14 protein-coding genes are annotated in these 17,792 nt (G+C 43.7%); 2 read left to right on the forward strand and 12 right to left on the reverse strand.

What is annotated here, in order from left to right; translation table 11 throughout:
* Positions 1 to 3: 3 nt before the first annotated feature.
* The 8 genes from ACQY73_RS18385 to ACQY73_RS18420 form a co-directional block, all read right to left on the reverse strand.
* Complete coding sequence (locus ACQY73_RS18385; RefSeq protein ID WP_428653530.1) at positions 4 to 423, reverse strand: hypothetical protein; 420 nt, start codon at positions 421 to 423, stop codon at positions 4 to 6.
* Positions 424 to 490: 67 nt separating this feature from the next.
* Positions 491 to 1,666, reverse strand: a complete 1,176-nt coding sequence (locus tag ACQY73_RS18390) for a hypothetical protein (protein ID WP_428653532.1) — start codon at positions 1,664 to 1,666, stop codon at positions 491 to 493.
* A 137-nt stretch (positions 1,667 to 1,803) separates the two neighbouring features.
* Positions 1,804 to 3,264 (reverse strand): DUF1501 domain-containing protein, encoded by a 1,461-nt coding sequence (locus ACQY73_RS18395; protein WP_428653534.1) that lies wholly within the window; start codon positions 3,262 to 3,264, stop codon positions 1,804 to 1,806.
* Positions 3,261 to 6,614: a DUF1553 domain-containing protein gene (locus ACQY73_RS18400; protein ID WP_428653536.1), complete on the reverse strand. Its 3,354-nt coding sequence runs from the start codon at positions 6,612 to 6,614 to the stop codon at positions 3,261 to 3,263. Before ACQY73_RS18400 ends, ACQY73_RS18395 begins: the two co-directional genes overlap by 4 nt.
* 98 nt (positions 6,615 to 6,712) lie before the next feature.
* On the reverse strand, positions 6,713 to 7,252 hold the full coding sequence (locus ACQY73_RS18405; RefSeq protein WP_428653538.1) for an N-acetyltransferase family protein: 540 nt from the start codon (positions 7,250 to 7,252) through the stop codon (positions 6,713 to 6,715).
* Positions 7,253 to 7,263: 11 nt separating this feature from the next.
* Positions 7,264 to 7,893, reverse strand: coding sequence for a carbonic anhydrase (locus ACQY73_RS18410; RefSeq protein WP_428653540.1), 630 nt, complete (start codon positions 7,891 to 7,893; stop codon positions 7,264 to 7,266).
* A gap of 48 nt (positions 7,894 to 7,941) precedes the next feature.
* Complete coding sequence (locus ACQY73_RS18415; protein ID WP_428653541.1) at positions 7,942 to 8,733, reverse strand: hypothetical protein; 792 nt, start codon at positions 8,731 to 8,733, stop codon at positions 7,942 to 7,944.
* 83 nt (positions 8,734 to 8,816) lie between these two features.
* Positions 8,817 to 9,968: a ribonuclease D gene (locus ACQY73_RS18420; RefSeq protein WP_428653544.1), complete on the reverse strand. Its 1,152-nt coding sequence runs from the start codon at positions 9,966 to 9,968 to the stop codon at positions 8,817 to 8,819.
* Between the two features lie 158 nt (positions 9,969 to 10,126).
* Between ACQY73_RS18420 and clpB the strand changes: the two genes are divergently transcribed.
* Complete coding sequence (gene clpB / locus ACQY73_RS18425) at positions 10,127 to 12,760, forward strand: ATP-dependent chaperone ClpB (RefSeq protein WP_428653546.1); 2,634 nt, start codon at positions 10,127 to 10,129, stop codon at positions 12,758 to 12,760.
* A 61-nt stretch (positions 12,761 to 12,821) separates the two neighbouring features.
* Here clpB and ACQY73_RS18430 read toward each other — a convergent pair whose 3' ends face one another.
* Together ACQY73_RS18430 and ACQY73_RS18435 are read right to left on the reverse strand one after the other, a co-directional pair.
* Positions 12,822 to 13,469 carry a Uma2 family endonuclease gene (locus tag ACQY73_RS18430; RefSeq protein WP_428653548.1) on the reverse strand — a complete coding sequence of 216 codons (648 nt, stop codon included), beginning with the start codon at positions 13,467 to 13,469 and terminating at the stop codon, positions 12,822 to 12,824.
* A 102-nt stretch (positions 13,470 to 13,571) separates the two neighbouring features.
* Positions 13,572 to 14,138: a hypothetical protein gene (locus tag ACQY73_RS18435; protein WP_428653550.1), complete on the reverse strand. Its 567-nt coding sequence runs from the start codon at positions 14,136 to 14,138 to the stop codon at positions 13,572 to 13,574.
* Positions 14,139 to 14,286: 148 nt separating this feature from the next.
* On the opposite strand from ACQY73_RS18435, the gene ACQY73_RS18440 reads away from it, so the two are divergent.
* A complete protein-coding gene (locus ACQY73_RS18440) occupies positions 14,287 to 15,471 on the forward strand; it encodes an FG-GAP repeat domain-containing protein (protein ID WP_428653552.1) in 1,185 nt (394 codons plus the stop codon).
* Positions 15,472 to 15,531: 60 nt separating this feature from the next.
* Here ACQY73_RS18440 and ACQY73_RS18445 read toward each other — a convergent pair whose 3' ends face one another.
* Together ACQY73_RS18445 and ACQY73_RS18450 are read right to left on the reverse strand one after the other, a co-directional pair.
* Entirely contained in the window at positions 15,532 to 16,665 is a 1,134-nt protein-coding gene (locus tag ACQY73_RS18445; protein ID WP_428653555.1) for a glycosyltransferase family 4 protein, read from the reverse strand.
* Positions 16,643 to 17,647 (reverse strand): hypothetical protein, encoded by a 1,005-nt coding sequence (locus ACQY73_RS18450; RefSeq protein WP_428653557.1) that lies wholly within the window; start codon positions 17,645 to 17,647, stop codon positions 16,643 to 16,645. Before ACQY73_RS18450 ends, ACQY73_RS18445 begins: the two co-directional genes overlap by 23 nt.
* Positions 17,648 to 17,792 lie beyond the last annotated feature (145 nt).

A 17,792-nucleotide genomic window follows, 5' to 3' on the forward strand; every position in this document is an offset into this window, starting at 1 on the left:
GTATCACATCGTTTCCTTTTTTGTTAGTTGCCAAGCTCCAAATCCGACCAAAAACACGCCGGTCACCAAAATGAGGCCCAGCAGAAAATACGGCGTTTTTACTTTGGCCTCCGCAAGGACTGCGATGTTTTGGACAGGATCAAAGTTAACTTTGACCGAGTCAGCCTTTGCCATTTTTCTAAAATATCGGTTACCGGTTTCAATGGTATATCGTTGTCCGTTGTGCCATACATAGATTTTATTAGGCGATCTGACGGTTCCCATTCCTTTTATTCGGCTAACGATCGGCATACTGATCGCCGGGCTATGCTGCTGAACATAAGCTTTTTTCTCGTCGATCTCGTGGATTTCATAGGCAACGATTATTGCCAGTAAGCCTACCAAAATCATTACAATGCTACCGGTTCGATGATTTCGTTCCATAAAAGCCAACATTTATCAATAATACCAAAAGAGCCGGCACTTTTTTTATGAGTGTCGGCTCTTTTGGTTAGAATACGTAAGACAAGGTAAAACCGGGGCGGAGGCCCCCGCTTATGTTTACGCTTACTGTTCTTGCTTCAGGCGTATAATTCAAATACAATGAAGCGAGCTGAGCTTCTACTAAAAAATGATTGCTGATGACATAAGCCAACCCTATGTTAGGATTCAATTCATAAATATTAGCATAGGAAGAACCGTCTATGGAGTTGCCGGACGAATAGGTGCTTTTTGTTCTCATATAATTAACCCCTATTCCAAAATAAGGAGTAAAGCGTGCAGGAATAAGGTATTTTTTCAGGAAAATGCCTCCGCTAAACGTCATTCCTTTACCCTCCTGATTTGGAATCAAATTATTATTATACACATATACATTTTTGCTCGTCGAATAGCCCAATTGCAACCCCACCAATGTTCTGTCTTTTATAAATTTCCCTATTTCAATACCTATGCTGTTACGTTGTGTCCGTTCTTCATTTGTTGATGAATAATACGGATTATTATTTTTATAACGTTCCGTATTGATACCAAAACCCGCCCCCAACATCCAACGCCCTTTTTGTAACGTGGTAAATTCGTTAGGATCAATCTCAAAAGTAGTGGGCTTGATCCAATAAAGAAGCCCTGACGAAAACCCGGATATGTTTATTGGAAAGTAATTTGTAGCGGCGGCAAGTTGTAATGCCAAATGCTTGTTTAAGAAGTACACTGCGCCGGCTTCAAAAACCGGCGTTACTGAAAACTCTGACCTTTTTTGTCTACTGTTAACACCGTTAGTGGTTGTTTCTATATTACTGAAATAGCCATGTGCGCTGACTCCTCCTCCAACAAATCCCCGCCAACGTTCTTTACCAAAATAATAAAGTCCTACTGAGCTGAGAGAAATATTTGTGTTAGGAATGGATGTAGTAATCGTTTGATTTGATCCGGAACCGTTTTTTCCATAAATACGATCGAAAGATTCTGAGATGTCTGTTCGCCAAACAATATTATCTCGCACAAATTTTCCATAGGAAATCCCTGTAGAAATAGAGAACGTATTTGACTTCGCGGTAGAACCATTAGGTGGAGTGTAGACAGAATAACGCGTTGAAATATTCCCCGAAATAAAAGAATTGCCTTTTTCTGTTTGACTAAAAACGTGGAGGGAAAACAATAGGGAGACAAAAGTAAAGAGTTGTTTCATGGCGTAAGAAGTTAGAGTGAATAATGTCATTCTAACAACGTCTTTCTTTCAAAAATATTGATTTATAAAAGGCTAAAAAGATGTTAAAAAAGCGCAAAATTATCTTCTGCGCTTTTCATTAATTGACTTCGAGACAGTTAAGCCAGTACAGGTTTTACTACTTTTCCGTGAACATCGGTCAAACGATAGCGACGGCCCTGAAATTTAAAGGTAAGTTGCTCGTGGTCAATGCCTAATAAGTGCATGACCGTGGCTTGAAAATCGTGAACGTGTACCGGATCGCGAACAATATTGTAGCTAAAGTCGTCGGTTTCGCCATGTATGTAGCCTTTCTTCACACCTGCCCCGGCCATCCAAACCGTAAAACAACGTGGGTGGTGATCGCGACCATAATTTTCTTTGGTGAGTTTACCCTGCGAATAAGAACCACGACCAAACTCGCCGCCCCAAATAATGAGCGTATCGTCCAATAAGCCTCTTTGTTTCAAATCCATCACCAACGCCGCCGAAGGTTGGTCTACGGACTTAGCCATTGTTTTAATATCATTGGGAAGATTGCCGTGCTGATCCCATCCCTGATGGTAAAGTTGAATGAATTTCACGCCTTTTTCCGCTAATTTTCTTGCCAATAAGCAGTTGGCGGCAAATGTCCCGGCTTTCTTGGCTTCGGGGCCGTACATGTCAAAAATATAGTCCGGTTCTTTGGAAATATCCAGCGTTTCGGGCACGGCGGTTTGCATTCGGTAGGCCATCTCGTACTGCGCCATACGGCTGTTTATTTCAGGATCAAGTACTTGTTTGAATTGCTCCTGATGCATTTTGGCCAGATAATCCAACATACGACGACGGCTCGTACGATCAATGCCCGCAGGATTGTTCAGGTAAAAAACGGGGTCAGGCCCCGAACGAAATACCACTCCCTGATGCACGGATGGCAAGAAACCATTCGACCATAGTTTAGCATACAAAGGTTGGTCGCCACCGCGCCCTTTGGAAAGCAACACCACGAAAGAAGGCAAATTTTGGTTGTCAGAGCCCAAACCATAACTTACCCATGAGCCAAAAGAAGGTCTTCCTCCCTGTTGGCTGCCCGTTTGAAAAAACGTGATAGCCGGATCATGGTTGATGGCTTCGGTATGCATCGAGCGAATGAACGTGGCATCGTCGGTGATCTTTGAAATGTAAGGCAACAATTCACTGACCCACATTTTGCTTTGACCATGCTGCGCAAATTTGTAGTAAGAGGCCGCCAACGGAAAGCTGCTTTGCCCTGCCGTCATTCCCGTAAGACGCTGACCTTTCCGAACCGATTCGGGCAAGTCCTGCCCCCACATTTGCTCCAGTTTGGGCTTATAATCAAACAGTTCTAACTGCGAAGGCGCGCCACTTTGGTGCAAATAGATCACGCGTTTTACTTTTGGCGGGAAATGAGGTTTTCCCAACACGCCACCGGTGCTGTTGGCAACCTGCGCCGTAGTATTTCCCAATAGCGATGATAGGGCTGCTGCACCTAAACCCATGCTCGTCTGCGACAAAAAATTCCGTCGACTGAGTTGTTCGTGGGTATGTTGTTCTATTTCTTCAAATGCGTTTTTCATCTCTTTATCACAAACTCATCAAAATTCATCATTGTACTCGCCACTATCGTCATGGCTGCCAAGCCTGCTTTGTTAAGTGACTTATCCACAGGATATTCACCAACTTTCAACAGCTCATCAGCCCGTTTTGGGTTTTTCAGAAAATCAAGGTATTCTTCCTGATACAATTGCGTCATAGCTTCTGTTTCACTTTGCCGTGGCGGGCGCGACATTAGAGACGTAAAAGCATAAACAATACCCGAAGACGGAGTCTTATTTGTCCCTTCATTTATAGTCAACGCTTTTTGCGCCAATACCCTTGCGGCTTCTACAAACTGAGGATCATTCAGCATGACTAACGCTTGCAGCGGTGTACTGGTTTTTTGACGTCTGACGCTACAAAAATGCCGCTCAGAAGCATCAAAATTGAGCATCATTGGCGGCGGCGAGCTGCGTTTCCAAATGGTATACATACTTCGACGATAGAGTGTATCACCATGATTTTGAACATATTGCACCGCATTTCGAGTTGCCAATGCTTCCCAAATACCGTCGGGTTGGTAAGGACGTACACTGGGTCCACCAATTTTATTGCTCAAAAGTCCGCTTGCGGCCAATGCAGCATCTCGCACTTGCTCAGCCGAAATACGATAACTTGGTCCACGAGCGTAAAGTAAATTGTTAGGGTCTGTTTCTAATAATTCGGGCTTCACGACGGAAGATTGTCGATACGTCGCTGACATGACAATGTACTTTTGCAACAGTTTGTAATTCCACCCCTGCGACGGGCCGCCCGATTCTCTGAATTTAACCGCCAAATAATCCAACAACTCAAGATGCGTTGGCAGATCACCCTGATTTCCAAAGTCTTCGGCTGAGACAACCAATCCTTTTCCGAAATAACGCTGCCACATTCGATTCACCATTACTCGCGCGAAGAGTGGATTTTCTTTGTGAATAAGCCATTGGGCCAAACCAAGGCGATTGCGCGGCAGTTCTTTAGGAATTTTAAAAAATTGATCGGGCGTATCTGCTTCTACTTCTTGGTCAAGAGCATCGTAGGCACCGCGCTTGAGGATGTGTGCCTTACGTGGATATTTGCGCTCGCGCATTACCATTATATCAATCTCTTTGTTTAATAACTCTGTTTCTTCCGCCAGTAATTTCTTCCGCTCGGCAAATAGCTTTTGATTCTCAGCATCTATGTTTGTCACAAAATAGTCAAACAGGCCTTCTTTCTGAATTTCTGTGCGCTTACCAACAGGCGTTTTAAGAGCAATTCCAACAAAATCCTTTTGACCGATAACCCCTTGAACTTCCAAGGGCGTTAATTCACGCGCAAAAACCTTCAGTTCATCCACTGCATAGCCTTTGAAGTTATAATCGTGGCGCTGACCAATGGAAAAATTAGGCGCGCCTGCTCCCCAGTTCGTATGGTTTTTACCCCAAAGCATACTTTCCCGCAGTCCATCCGATACCGTTCGTCCCGATGCACGGTGGCCGTTGATGTAAACTTTCAGGCCGTTGGCTTTGCTTGAACCGTCGTAGGTCATTGTCAAATGTGCCCAACGATTGGCTTTGAGTACATAATCGGTCTCAAAATCTATGGCATTATCCGGCCAAACATTACTTAATCGAAAGGCCAGTCGCCCGTCTTCCAGCCGCTCGCATTCATATCCTCTGAAACCATTGAACGGTCCTAAGTTGCGATTAAACAAAGGCCCTTTGAATTTCGGATCTGTTACCCCTACCCATAAACTCACCGTAAAAGGCTGATTCCGTTCAAAAAAGCCTGAAATAGTCGGCACCTCTTTGTATTGCGCCCAACCGTTGATACCGCGCATTTGCATATAACTTTCCCCGACCAGTCGCACACCTTTTCCTCGTGGACTTTTGATGCGAACAGGTGGAAAATCCAAATCGCCGTTGGTTTCAAAGTTCATGGTGTCATTGGCCAAATTTTTGAAAATAGGCCGTATTTTATCTTTCTTTTCTCCCGCCATCCGAATGTAGGAGGAGTCAAACGGCACATCTATCATCAAAGCAGAACGGGGTGCAATAACAGGCGCTTTATCGGCTTTGGCGAGCCATTGTGCAAACCGCTGCCGTAAGGCAGAAGCATCTTTCAGTTGATCTTTTCCAATCGTCGATAATTGTTCTTTGATAAAGCGTAATTGCGTCTCCACCTCAGGTTTAGGTAGTGTAATCGACGGACTTGGCTCTCCGTTGTAAGGGATTTGGCCGTATTCATTGTTATTGTTGAAAAACGCAAACAGAGAATAATAATCTTTCTGACTGATGGGGTCGTATTTATGGTCATGGCAACGGGCACATTCTACGGTTAATCCCAAAAATGCTTTTCCAAACGTGTTGGTACGGTCGGCCACGTATTCCACAAAATATTCCTGCGGCACAATGCCCCCTTCCTGGCTTTGCTGATGATTACGGTTGAAAGCAGTGGCGATCAATTGCTCTTTTTGGGGATTGGGTAGCATATCTCCCGCCAATTGCCACGTAACAAAGCGATCAAAACTCAGATTGCGATTAAACGACTTAATGACCCAATCGCGGTAAGGCCACACCGTGCGCAGGCCATCATCTTGGTAGCCGTGTGTATCGGCATAACGCGCTATATCCAGCCAATCTACAGCCTGATGTTCCCCAAAATGAGGATTTTTCAGCAGTTGGTTCACTACTTTTTCGTAGGCATCGGGAGAAGTATCTTTTAGAAACGATTCAATCTGATCCGTGGTTGGAGGTAATCCGATCAGATCAAGGTAAACACGGCGGAGCAACGTAGTTTTGGGGGCTTCGGCGCTTCCGGTCAACTTTTTATCTTCTAATTTTTTCAGGATAAAACGGTCAATATCATTTTTAACCCAAGCTTCATTTTTGACCTTGGGCAAGGCAGGTTTAACGGGAGCCACAAACGACCAATGCGGTTTATATTCCGCCCCCTGCTCAATCCATTTGATAAGAATGGCTTTCTCTTCCACCGAAAGTGTGAGGTGAGTCGAAGGCTCCGGCATCACGTATTCAGGATCTTCCGATAGAATACGGTGCACAACATCGCTTTTAGCAGGATTGCCGGCAACAATCGCTTTCAGACCGCTTTCGCATTCTTTGTCGTAAGCGGCGTCGGCAATATCCAAGCGCAGATCGGCTTTTTGTTTATTTTTATCGGGACCGTGGCATGCAAAACAACGATCCGACAAAATAGGCTTTACGTGCAGATTATAATCCAATTTCTCCGGTAAATTGGCCGCCGCTTTTTCAACATCTTGAGGAATCTCCACACTACCTCCGCACGCACTTGCTATTGCTGCCACTATGACCCCGATACTCCAATTACGAAAAACACACTTTTTCATTTTACAATACAGATAGGGTTAACAAAACCACTTATTATAAAAAGTTGGCGTATTAGTAAATGTACTGAAAAACTATTGAAAATATTCTTCAAGCGGCGTCACAGATCCAACACCATGTCATAGTTAAGCCCCTTACGCTCAAATTGACCGACAATCTTAAAACCGTGTTTTAGATAAAACCGGATAGCTTTTTGGTTGTCTCTTTGCACACCTCCCCAAAGTACCATACGCGCAGCCAATGTTAAACGAATATCCGAAACAATAAAGTGCATAAGCAAACTGCCAACACCTTCGCTTTGCCAGGCATCTGCTACCGACGGAGCAATTGTCAAATCGGAATCTTGGTCAAAGATCAAACCTAATTGCTCTAAACGAGCGGCATCTTTGGGTAAGATGCCGCTTTTAACAATGCAATACGCAATGACTTTATTTTCAAGAGGTTCTGTAGCAATGTATCCGCTATATTCCTCCGATTTTTGAAAAAGGGTTTTTAGTGTTTCTATATCAAAGGCATGGGGCGCAAAGCGTTTTTTAGTTTCATGGTTCAATTCGACAAGATATTCGGTCAGGGCTTCCAAATTTTCAAAAGCCCACTTTTTAAGATATATCTCCTTACCGTTTTTTGTCCTTGAAAACATCCTATTTGACGTTAATCCAACCGATAGATTTCCATGATATCTTCCAATATTTTGGGGAAGTCAATTTTCAGGTCGATCAATTTACCCGTATGAATATCAAATACCCAACCATGAACCGTAATTCCGCGCTCACGATGTGCCTCCTGAATAGCCGCCAATTTTATGACATTGATACATTGCTCCTGCACATTCAACTCTACCAAACGATCATAACGTGCTGATTCGTCTTCTATGGCATTCAACTCATTTTTATGCATACGATACACATCACGAATATTCCGCAGCCAAGGATTCAGGATGCCCAGATCGGCATGTTGCATCGCCGCTTTTATACCCCCGCACGAATAATGGCCGCACACAATAATGTGCTTGACTTTCAGGTGCCTGACGGCATAATTGATAACACTCATTACGTTCAGGTCTATGCTTACTACCATGTTGGCAATGTTGCGGTGAATAAACACTTCTCCGGGCTGCACGCCCATCAGGTCTTCAGCCGTTACACGACTATCCGAACAGCCAATGTATAGAAAATCAGGATGTTGGCCTTGCGAAAGTTTTTCAAAATAAGCAGGATCATGGCTGAGTTTTTCGGCCACCCAATGTTCGTTGTTTTCAAAAATGCGCTCAAAAGTTTCCATAGTAGAAGAGTGTTTAGTTAGTAGTATATTGCATTGTATTTCTACAATTTATCGTCGCTTATTTTCCTGCTCCAATTCTTGATACACTGCTTCGAAGGCTTTTCCTTGCGCCACATGTTGAATCAGTAAAGGGATTTTTTTTTCGCCCGTTAAAGCCAACCAACGCGACACTTCCATTCCCGAAGTCATATACGCCAACATCACGTGACTTTCCTGACCATTGAAAAAACCGCGCATCGAAGCAATATCATCTAAATCCAACGCCACTTGGCCCCCTCGGGAAAGGTATAAATATTCATCTTTATAATCAACGTAACGTTGAATACTGTCGGTTTTGGGAACAAACCGATAATCAACCATCAAGGCCAAGCCTTCATTGAACCATTGGGGAATCTCACGGGTGGTTTTCCACCAACCCAAACGGGTAAAAAGTTCATCATGACACATTTCGTGGGCTATTACATCGGTATTGAGGCCATCCATGTTAAGTACAATATAAGAAGTTCCCCAAGGTGTACCAATGCTGCATCCGGCACCGTCTCCGCTGTTACAGTATTGGCGGTATTGGTCAGCGCGTTGACAAAGAATAATGGTAGGCTTACCCACTCTACTCCCCCAAAACGTCTCAATCCGTTTCCGAGATTCATGAATAAGTTTATTGGCATGGGTCTGAACACGCGGCGAAAGCTCCGGGCTAACATATAAGTGCTCCGCAGCAAGTCTAAAATCAGAATAACGGATGGATAAACAGCGAAATACGTGCGGAAATAAGACGAAGTAACTCACAACGAAAGCAACACTTCCCAACAAGATCCACAAAAAAAGGCGACGTAAGGGCATTAGTCCAATTCTACGTTCGTTTTTGCCAAGCAGACGGCAATGTCATTATATTCAAAGATAACTCATTGTTGGGGCAAATTCTGTTATTCAAACGCCGAAATATCTATATTTAACGCAAACGCAGCTGCTCTGATAATACTTTGTTGAAAGGCAGGGCTGATTTCCGATAGTTTTACATCTCCTGAAATTAAGGTGCTCATCGTTTCATTACTCAATACGTAAGGAGCAAAATGCGTTCCGTAGTTTTCTTCTATCCATCTTTTAATAGGCAAAAAAACGTGTTCTCGAAGCCTGTTGTACCGCGCGGCTTTGCGTTGCCAATCAGCTTGGTCCGGATTGCTCAATGTGCGTTTTTGCGTCGACAATACCTGCTCTTTCGCTTCTGCTTCAGCTTGTTGCAAAACCGCTCTAAACTGCTCTGCAATGGATTGATTCTGAATACGATAATGAATTCCCTTTAAATTCATCCAATCATTTAATATCACCGGCTCAAACAGTACCTGATGAACAATTGATTCGGGAAATACCTGATAATGAGGTTTATTAATACGTTTGGCCTGCTCGTCCCGAAATCGATACAATTCGTTTAGTATATATTGTTGAAAGGGATTGAACTCACGTTGCTCTTTCGGGCTTAAAAACGTTTCTTTAGGCTTGGGAGAATAATCTTTTTGCTCTACAAATCGCATCATTTGCTCAAACCACTCCCAACGATTCTGTGACTGCAGGCGTTCTGCAAATATTTTTCGCAATGCCAATAAGTGAATAACGTCGTTGGCGGCGTATTCCAATTGCAGCGGTAAAAGCGGGCGCTTCAGCCAATTGCTTTGTTGCTTCTTTTTACTTGACTCTACGCCCAACAACTCATTCAATACGCTACTGAGGCCGATTTTTTCCAAACTCAGCATTTTTGCCGCTACGCTCGTATCAAAAATATTACGGGGTGAACAACCGTGCAAATGCAATAAACGCAGGTCTTCGCCGCAATCATGAAATATCTTTTCAGATCTTTCATCTTCCAAAACACGCCAAAGCGGAGTTAAGTCCTGAACAGTAAAAGGATCGATCAAATAGCAAGTATCGGGAGTAGCAATTTGAATAAGACAAAGTGTAAAGCCGTAGGCGTAATGGTTATGATCAAATTCGGTATCAATAGCAAACGCCTCCAAACCGCTTAGATGTTTAACCACTTTTTCGAACGCCTCTTGGGTTTCAATAGTAACAGGTGTTGACATAGTGCCAAAAATAGCAAAAACAACGTCATTTTGTCTACACTCTTCTTCAAAAAACAAAAAAAATGTGCCAAAATTTCCGTTTTTTTCATTAGGCATAGTCCTTGTACTGAATTAGTTATCTAAATCAAATTCACTAAATCATTAACAGAAAAGCCGCCATGAATTTTAACCAATATACCATCAAAGCGCAGGAGATCATCCAGCGTGCGGTACAAATTGCGCAGGGAAACCAACAGCAAGCGGTTGAGACAGGACACGTTTTACAGGCTATTTTGGAAGACGACCCTAACACATCGCAGTTTTTGATGAAAAAACTGAATGTACAGCCACAACTGCTCCAAACAAAAATTCAGGCAGCTGTTAGCAAGTATCCTAAAATTGCCGGCACGGCTGCCACCGAATACATAAGTAATGACTTAAATACGGCCTTTCAAAAAGCCCAAAGCTATTTGAAAGAATTTCAGGACGAATTTGTAAGTGTCGAAATGCTCTTCCTCGGATTGGCAACGGGCAAAGATTCCACTGCCCAACTCATGCGGGAAGTAGGTTTTAAGGAAAAAGAATTATTAGCTGCTATCAAAGAATTAAGAGGAAAAAATAATCCCGTGAAAGACCAAAATGCCGAAGCGAAATACCGTTCGCTGGAACGTTACAGCAAAAATTTAAATGAATTAGCCCGTGCGGGGAAAATTGACCCTGTGATCGGGCGCGACGATGAAATTCGTCGGGTATTGCAGATTTTGGCGCGCCGTACCAAAAACAACCCCATGTTGCTCGGTGAGCCGGGGGTAGGAAAAACCGCCATTGTAGAAGGACTCGCCCAACGTATTGTACAGGGAGACGTACCTGAACAGTTGAAAACCAAAGAAATAGTGTCATTGGATATGGGTCTGCTCATTGCAGGTGCCAAGTACAAAGGAGAGTTTGAAGAACGCCTCAAGGCGGTTATCAAAGAAGTAACCGATTCTGAAGGCGAAGTAATTTTGTTCATTGATGAAATCCACACGCTCATCGGGGCGGGGGCCGGAGGTGAGGGCGCCATGGATGCCGCCAACTTACTCAAACCGGCCCTCGCGCGGGGCGAACTCCATACCATTGGGGCCACCACCACCAAAGAGTATCAAAAATACATTGAGAAAGATAAAGCGCTCGAACGCCGCTTTCAGGTAGTAGTGGTCGATGAACCGGACGAAGCCGATGCCATCAGTATTTTGCGCGGGATCAAAGACAAATACGAACTTCACCATGGGGTGCGTATCCAAGATGACTCCGTCATTGCTGCCGTAGAGCTATCAAGTCGCTATATTTCAGATCGTTTTTTGCCCGATAAAGCCATTGACTTAATGGATGAAGCTGCGGCTAAGTTGCGCTTGGAAATGGATTCTGTTCCCGAAGAATTGGACGACCTCAACCGTCGTATCATGCAACTGGAAATTGAGCGGGAAGCCATTCGTCGCGAAAATGACAAAGAAAAAGAAACCCGCTTGAACAAAGAGATTGCCGATCTGAGCGAAGATCGCAATGCTCTTAAAGCTCAATGGGAGTTGGAAAAAGGGAAGATCACCGAGATACGCGCTCTGAAAGAGCAATTGGAGCAAGTTCGCTTAGAAGCAGAACAAGCCGAGCGTGCCGGCGATTATGGAAAAGTGGCCGAGCTTCGTTACGGCAAAATACCGGAAATTGAGCAAAAATTAAAAAGCGATACGGCCAATCCACAAGGTCAGGCCCATTCACTGCTTAACGAAGAGGTTACGCCCGAACACATTGCTGAAGTTGTAGCCAAATGGACGGGTATCCCGGTCAGCAAAATGCTGCAAAGTGAGCGCGAGAAATTGCTCAGTTTGGAGTCTGAACTTCAAAAACGAGTAGCCGGGCAGGAAGAAGCGATTGAGGCGGTGGCCGATGCTGTACGTCGTTCGCGGGCAGGATTGCAAGACCCCAAACGCCCTATTGGCAGCTTCCTCTTTTTGGGGCCTACGGGGGTAGGGAAAACTGAATTGGCCAAAACTTTAGCCAATTACCTCTTTAATGACGAAAACGCCATGGTGCGTATCGATATGAGTGAGTACCAGGAGCGTCACGCTGTCAGTCGCTTAGTGGGAGCGCCTCCCGGCTATGTTGGTTATGATGAAGGCGGTCAATTGACCGAAGCCGTCAGACGTAAACCGTACAGCGTGATCTTGTTGGACGAAATTGAAAAAGCGCACCCTGATGTTTGGAACATCATGTTGCAGGTCTTGGACGATGGCCGCCTGACCGACAACAAAGGGCGGATGGCTAATTTCAAGAATACCATCATTATCATGACGTCCAATATTGGCAGCGACATCATCATGGAGAAATTCAAAGAAGCCGGCAATAAACTTGAAAAAGGTTGGAAGCTTTACTTCAAAGAAGAAGCCAAAAACGATGTATTGAGTCTGCTGAAACAAACCGTTCGACCTGAATTTTTGAACCGTATTGACGAAATCGTGCTTTTTGATCCGCTTAGTCAGGATAATCTTAAACAAATTGTACGGATTCAATTCAATCATATCAAAGGCTTATTGGCCGAGCAGGGCGTAACCATAGATGCTACCGATGAGGCTTTACTGAAACTTTCAGAAGAAGGCTACGAACCGGCCTTTGGTGCCCGACCGCTGAAACGTGTATTGCAACGCCGTATTCTGAACGAGCTGTCAAAACAAATTTTGAGCGGCAAGATCACTAAAGATTCCATCATTATGATGGAGCTTGATGAAAAAGGCGAAGTCGTTTTTGAGAATATGACCGAAGCGAAAGTAGAGTTGTAAGATAAGTAAATAGCCTAAACAAAAATCCCCGCTGAAGTTTCAACGGGGATTTTTGTTTAGGCTATTTTTCAAATTGAATTTCCTTATAAATCTCAGCCAATGTGAGCTGTTGCCCCATGATAAAGAATGAATCTTCCAGTTGGGTATAATCATGCAACTCCCAGTGATTGACACCTTTGCGCTCATAGACTGTCACAAACGGTTGGTATTGGCTCACAAAAATGGCGTACTGTAGTGATTCTATTTTTTTGTAAGCCAGCAGTTTATCGCCGAAATCGTGGGCGATGGTGCTTTTAGAAGTTACTTCTACCACCAAAACCGGATTGCTGATTGTACCGGTGGATTTTTTACCGGAAGGCAATGTCAAAAATTCAGGGTTACCCTGTACTACAGATACATCGGCATTAAAATCCGTTGGGGAAAGCAAGTCAGCTATATGAATCTTGATATTACTGCCTAATACTGAAAACCCTGCAATTTTATTGAAAATCGTTTTCAGGCAGAAAATAATCTCAGCTACTAATTTCTCATGATAAAAACTCGCATTCCCCATAATAACAATCTCATTGTTGAAATACTCTATCGTAAACTGACATTTTTCGACCCATTCCAAATACTCCTCAAATGAGGCAGGAAGGCGTAGTTGTATGTCTTCTCCAAGCGCTTCCAATTCGGCGAGTGTTGTCGGTATTTTCAGGGATTCTACCATTATCCATTAGTATTGTTTGTTAAAGATACCGAATTTTCATTGGCAAAAAAAATCTTGCGGAAGTTCCGCAAGATTCTTAAAAGAGCAATAAATCACCGAGAATTACAGCTTATCGTCGGCTTTCAAATACGTTTTATTGCCGTTTGAGTTGATGTAATATTGTCCGCCTTTGGGTCCTTGGTAGATCGTGCGACCTTTATCGTCTTTACCGATTGTTTTATCCGCACCGGCTACTTTCTTACGCGTTCCGGTATCTGCTTCTTTTCCGTCGTCGTTCTTTGGAGTTACTTTGGTTTTGGTCGCAGTTGTTTTTGTGGCGGCTTTGTCCTCTTTTTTATCAGCCTTAGTGTCTGTTGTTGCGGTTTCTTTTTTCTCTTTTTTATCAGCTTTCTTATCCGCCTTTTCTTCTTTTTTGTCAGCTTTATCTTCTACCTCAGGCTTTTTGCCTTTGCTGCCTTTGCTTTTCTTACCGTCTTCTTTGTCAGCCTTGTCCTCTTTCTTATCAGCTTTATCTTTTTTCTCTTTCTTGTCGTCCTTTTTATCCTCTTTTTTGTCTTTCGCTTTAGCTTCTTTCTTCTCTTTTTTAGCTTTGGCATCGTCTTGGGCTAACGTATCAACAACAACGCCCATGCAAATTAATGTGATCAATAAAACAAACAGGTTTTTCATTTTGGTAAAGGATTAAGTTAATTATTGATGGTTTGTTTCAAAAGTATTGTAAATTTTCAGAATTAAGGAAAAGATTGTGCTTTTTAATTGCTTTTTAAACCATTAGACGCTGACCTAATTACGGGCGTCACATCATCTAAATCTAATAATGATGAAAAAGCTGTTTTTATCCCTTCTTTCATTGGTTTCTTATCCGATCTTTGCTCAAACACCTACCCCCAATTTCAAAATACAAGTAGTTGATAACCAAATCAGTATTGGTTACGGACTTGCTATTGGCGATGTAGATGGCGATAAGCGATTGGATATTTTATTGGCCGACCAAAAAGACATTGTTTGGTATAAAAATGAAGGCACCAAAAGCGGTGAATCATGGAAAAGATATGTGATGGTTTCGAACATAACCTCCAAAGACAACGTCTGTATCGCCGCCCGCGACATTGACGGCGATGGCAAGGTGGAAGTAGCTATCGGGGCCATGTGGAACCCTGCCGAAACAAAAGATATAACCCAATCGGGAGCCGTTTTTTATTTGATCCGGCCACAAGATCCAACCCAACGCTGGGAAGCTGTACAACTTCACCACGAGATCACGACGCACCGGATGCGTTGGGCGCAGGTGAGCAAGAATAAATATCAATTGATCGTAGTGCCGCTGCACGGTTTGGGAAACACCAACGGAGCAGGAACGGGCGTTAAGATACTCGCGTATGATGTTCCGAAAAATCCAAAACAACCGTGGCCTTACCAACTCATAGATTCGACGTTACACATCACGCATAACTTCGAGATTTGGGAAGATACCAACGCTACCAAAGTGCTGATCGGCAGCAAAGAAGGCGGTAAAGTTGTCGCTTATCAAAAAAATCAATGGCAACCAACGGGACAATGGATCGGTGAAGGGTTGGGCGTTGGCGAAGTTCGACGTGGCAACTTGCCTAATAAAGAGGAATTTGTAGCAGCGGTGGCTCCTTGGCATGGCAATCAATTGGTTGTTTTAAATCCAAAAACCAACACCAAGAAAATCCTGACCGACCGCCTCAGTCAAGGCCATGCGCTGGCGTGTGGAGATTTTCTTGGTTTGGGCTATTCACAAATAGCCGTGGGATGGCGTAATCCCAATCCGGACAAAAAAGTGGGCGTACGACTTTTTGTTCCAAAAGACGCTACGGGTGAGAATTGGGAAGAATTCGTGTTGGATGAAAGCGTTATGATGGCTTGCGAGGACCTTCAGGCTGCTGATTTGGATGGTGATGGCGATTTAGACATTATTGCCGCAGGCCGCGCTACCCTCAACGTGTTGATCTATTGGAATCAACGCATTAGCCGCTGATCACTATTACTAAACCAAACCTATAAGGTCTGATTGACAAAGAAAACAGACCTTATAGGTTTATAGATTTACCATACCGCGCAGCATTTCATGGGCTACTTTTTCGGGCGCAAAAGACGCAACTATTTGCCTTGATGCTTCGCCCATGCGTGATAATGATGCGGCATTTTCAACAAAATAGTGCATTTTAGCCACCAAATCCTGTTTTTGACGCGGGTCAAACGTAAAGCCATTTTGTCCGACACGAACCAGATCTTCCACACAGCCCGAAGGCTCCGAGACCAATACCGGTAAGCCACAGATCATAGCCTCATTGACCACCAAGCCCCAAGGCTCTGATTCGCTGGGCAAGACCAACACATTGGCCAAGGCCAAATATTCGGCCACCTCGTACCACGGAACACCTGCTTCGAAGCGGACATTTTTTATGTTTTGGGCCAGTTGTTGCAACTTCGATTTTTGTTCTCCTTCTCCCAATAATACCAATCCCCAATCTTCATTTTCCTTACTGATCTCGGCGAACGCTTCCAAGAGCATGACTAAATTTTTGGGTGGAATCAGCCGTCCTACAAAAATGAAATTATAGGTAACCCACCCTTTTTGTTGCTTGCGTTTTTCACGTTCCGGAATTGCTTTTTGATAATGCTCCAAAATCACATCATTATCTACGACTGCTGCTTTACGGGTAAGAATTTGAGAAGGATTAACACCGAGTTTTTCCAAATACGCTGCTGATGATTGGCCGAAGCAAAAAAAGCCATTTGCCTGCTTTAACAAAAACTGCTTGAAACGTTCCTTCGCTCCCATGCGCACGTGGTCACGCACATTGGATTCATTGGATATTACGACCTTAATACCCACCAGCTTGGCATAAAACAATAAAACCCATTGGGCAGGGTCGTACCAACCTGTTAGATTCAGCACGTCGGGGCGATAAGTACGTATCTTTTTCAGCAACGCTTTGGTGCGTGGCCACAGTTTTATCTGATCCAGCGAGGTATTAAAAAGAACTTCGTAGTCGTAGTCGTACCGAAAAGCTTCGGCGGTACCCATGTTGTCGCGACTTTTTTCGGAAAGGGCAATTTGTGCTACGTGAATTTCGACGCCGTATTGTGGAGCCAGTCGATGCAATTCGCTGAATAATTTGGACTTATAATGCGCCCAAAGCTGATTATGGACGATGAGTACGCGCATGGCGGGCAAAATAAGCGTCAAGGTATTGTTTCAATATAGGGTATAAATGTTTCGCCATGTAGGCCTGACCTTTGGCATTGTAATGAATACTGTCAAAATCAGGATTGCGAAAGAGATCATTGGTCAACGGAAATCCGCTTCGATGCAATTTCAATTCATCAATGACCGGGATTCTGTTTTTACGGGCAAATGCCAATATTTCTTCTCCCTGACTATCGTAACGATTTTGAGCGATCTCCGGCAGTTCAGGGTGTAAATACATGAAGAAAGGAATATGCATCGCCTTTGCAGTATCGGCCAAATGTTGAAAGCCGGGGTTGAAAACCGTTCCGAATTTATGAATAACGTCATTGGGAGCGTGTTGGGCGGCAGGTGCAAAGAACTCTTTTAAAGGCACTTCTACATAGTGATACACAAATAATGTATAAATATAACGGTGCCAAAACTCATACAATGCCACCTGATATTGTTTGTCGGGATAGTTGGGATTGATGCCTACGAGTTTATGATGACTCATGTTGTCGTAAGCGTCGTGGCTACTGGTCACCAAACACATGACATCGGCGCCGAAGAAGCCTTTCTTTTTCAAAAATGCAAATACATTATCAGGGCCCCACGAACCCGCCGACACATTGAGTACCCGCACAGGTTGACGATAATGTTCCGTAAATTGCTTTTCGAGGATCGTAGAAGCCAGATCGTCGTGGTCTGTTGGGTTTCCTCCATTAATGACTGAATCGCCCACCAATAAAACAACCGTAGTATCGGTAGGATTAATGGGATCACTGCGCATCGAAAACGCATTGGTGCGCACTACATTCCTAAACCGAATCCGATACTGATCAGGAGCAAAGACATATTCAAAATCAGGATCTTCTATATAAAGCGGTGCATTACAAAATCCAAACACGAAGCGCAACAGTAACTCAGTTGTTGAAAGTAATACAACTATGACAATGAGTATTTTACGCCATTTTTTCATTCTTATTTTCACTACTGTTCCGTCTTTTGGCAGGGTAAACAATTTACAAACCTACAAATCTATTAGCAGCCCAAAAAATAAGAGTGCGACAAAAATTGCCGATACCTTTATTTTCGTAATTATCTTTTGCGAAGCAACAACCCAA

The organism is Runella sp., assembly GCF_965279615.1.
GTDB lineage: Bacteria > Bacteroidota > Bacteroidia > Cytophagales > Spirosomataceae > Runella.

Excerpts from the sequence above, each read along its gene's own strand:
- ACQY73_RS18410 (WP_428653540.1), bottom strand. The coding sequence starts at position 7,893 with ATGGAAACTTTTGAGCGCATTTTTGAAAACAACGAACATTGGGTGGCC.
- ACQY73_RS18430 (WP_428653548.1), bottom strand. The coding sequence starts at position 13,469 with ATGGTAGAATCCCTGAAAATACCGACAACACTCGCCGAATTGGAAGCG.
- ACQY73_RS18385 (WP_428653530.1), bottom strand. The coding sequence starts at position 423 with ATGGAACGAAATCATCGAACCGGTAGCATTGTAATGATTTTGGTAGGC.
- ACQY73_RS18450 (WP_428653557.1), bottom strand. The coding sequence starts at position 17,647 with ATGAAAAAATGGCGTAAAATACTCATTGTCATAGTTGTATTACTTTCA.
- ACQY73_RS18435 (WP_428653550.1), bottom strand. The coding sequence starts at position 14,138 with ATGAAAAACCTGTTTGTTTTATTGATCACATTAATTTGCATGGGCGTT.
- ACQY73_RS18405 (WP_428653538.1), bottom strand. The coding sequence starts at position 7,252 with ATGTTTTCAAGGACAAAAAACGGTAAGGAGATATATCTTAAAAAGTGG.
- ACQY73_RS18400 (WP_428653536.1), bottom strand. The coding sequence starts at position 6,614 with ATGAAAAAGTGTGTTTTTCGTAATTGGAGTATCGGGGTCATAGTGGCA.
- ACQY73_RS18445 (WP_428653555.1), bottom strand. The coding sequence starts at position 16,665 with ATGCGCGTACTCATCGTCCATAATCAGCTTTGGGCGCATTATAAGTCC.
- clpB (WP_428653546.1), top strand. The coding sequence starts at position 10,127 with ATGAATTTTAACCAATATACCATCAAAGCGCAGGAGATCATCCAGCGT.
- ACQY73_RS18440 (WP_428653552.1), top strand. The coding sequence starts at position 14,287 with ATGATGAAAAAGCTGTTTTTATCCCTTCTTTCATTGGTTTCTTATCCG.
- ACQY73_RS18390 (WP_428653532.1), bottom strand. The coding sequence starts at position 1,666 with ATGAAACAACTCTTTACTTTTGTCTCCCTATTGTTTTCCCTCCACGTT.
- ACQY73_RS18395 (WP_428653534.1), bottom strand. The coding sequence starts at position 3,264 with ATGAAAAACGCATTTGAAGAAATAGAACAACATACCCACGAACAACTC.
- ACQY73_RS18420 (WP_428653544.1), bottom strand. The coding sequence starts at position 9,968 with ATGTCAACACCTGTTACTATTGAAACCCAAGAGGCGTTCGAAAAAGTG.
- ACQY73_RS18415 (WP_428653541.1), bottom strand. The coding sequence starts at position 8,733 with ATGCCCTTACGTCGCCTTTTTTTGTGGATCTTGTTGGGAAGTGTTGCT.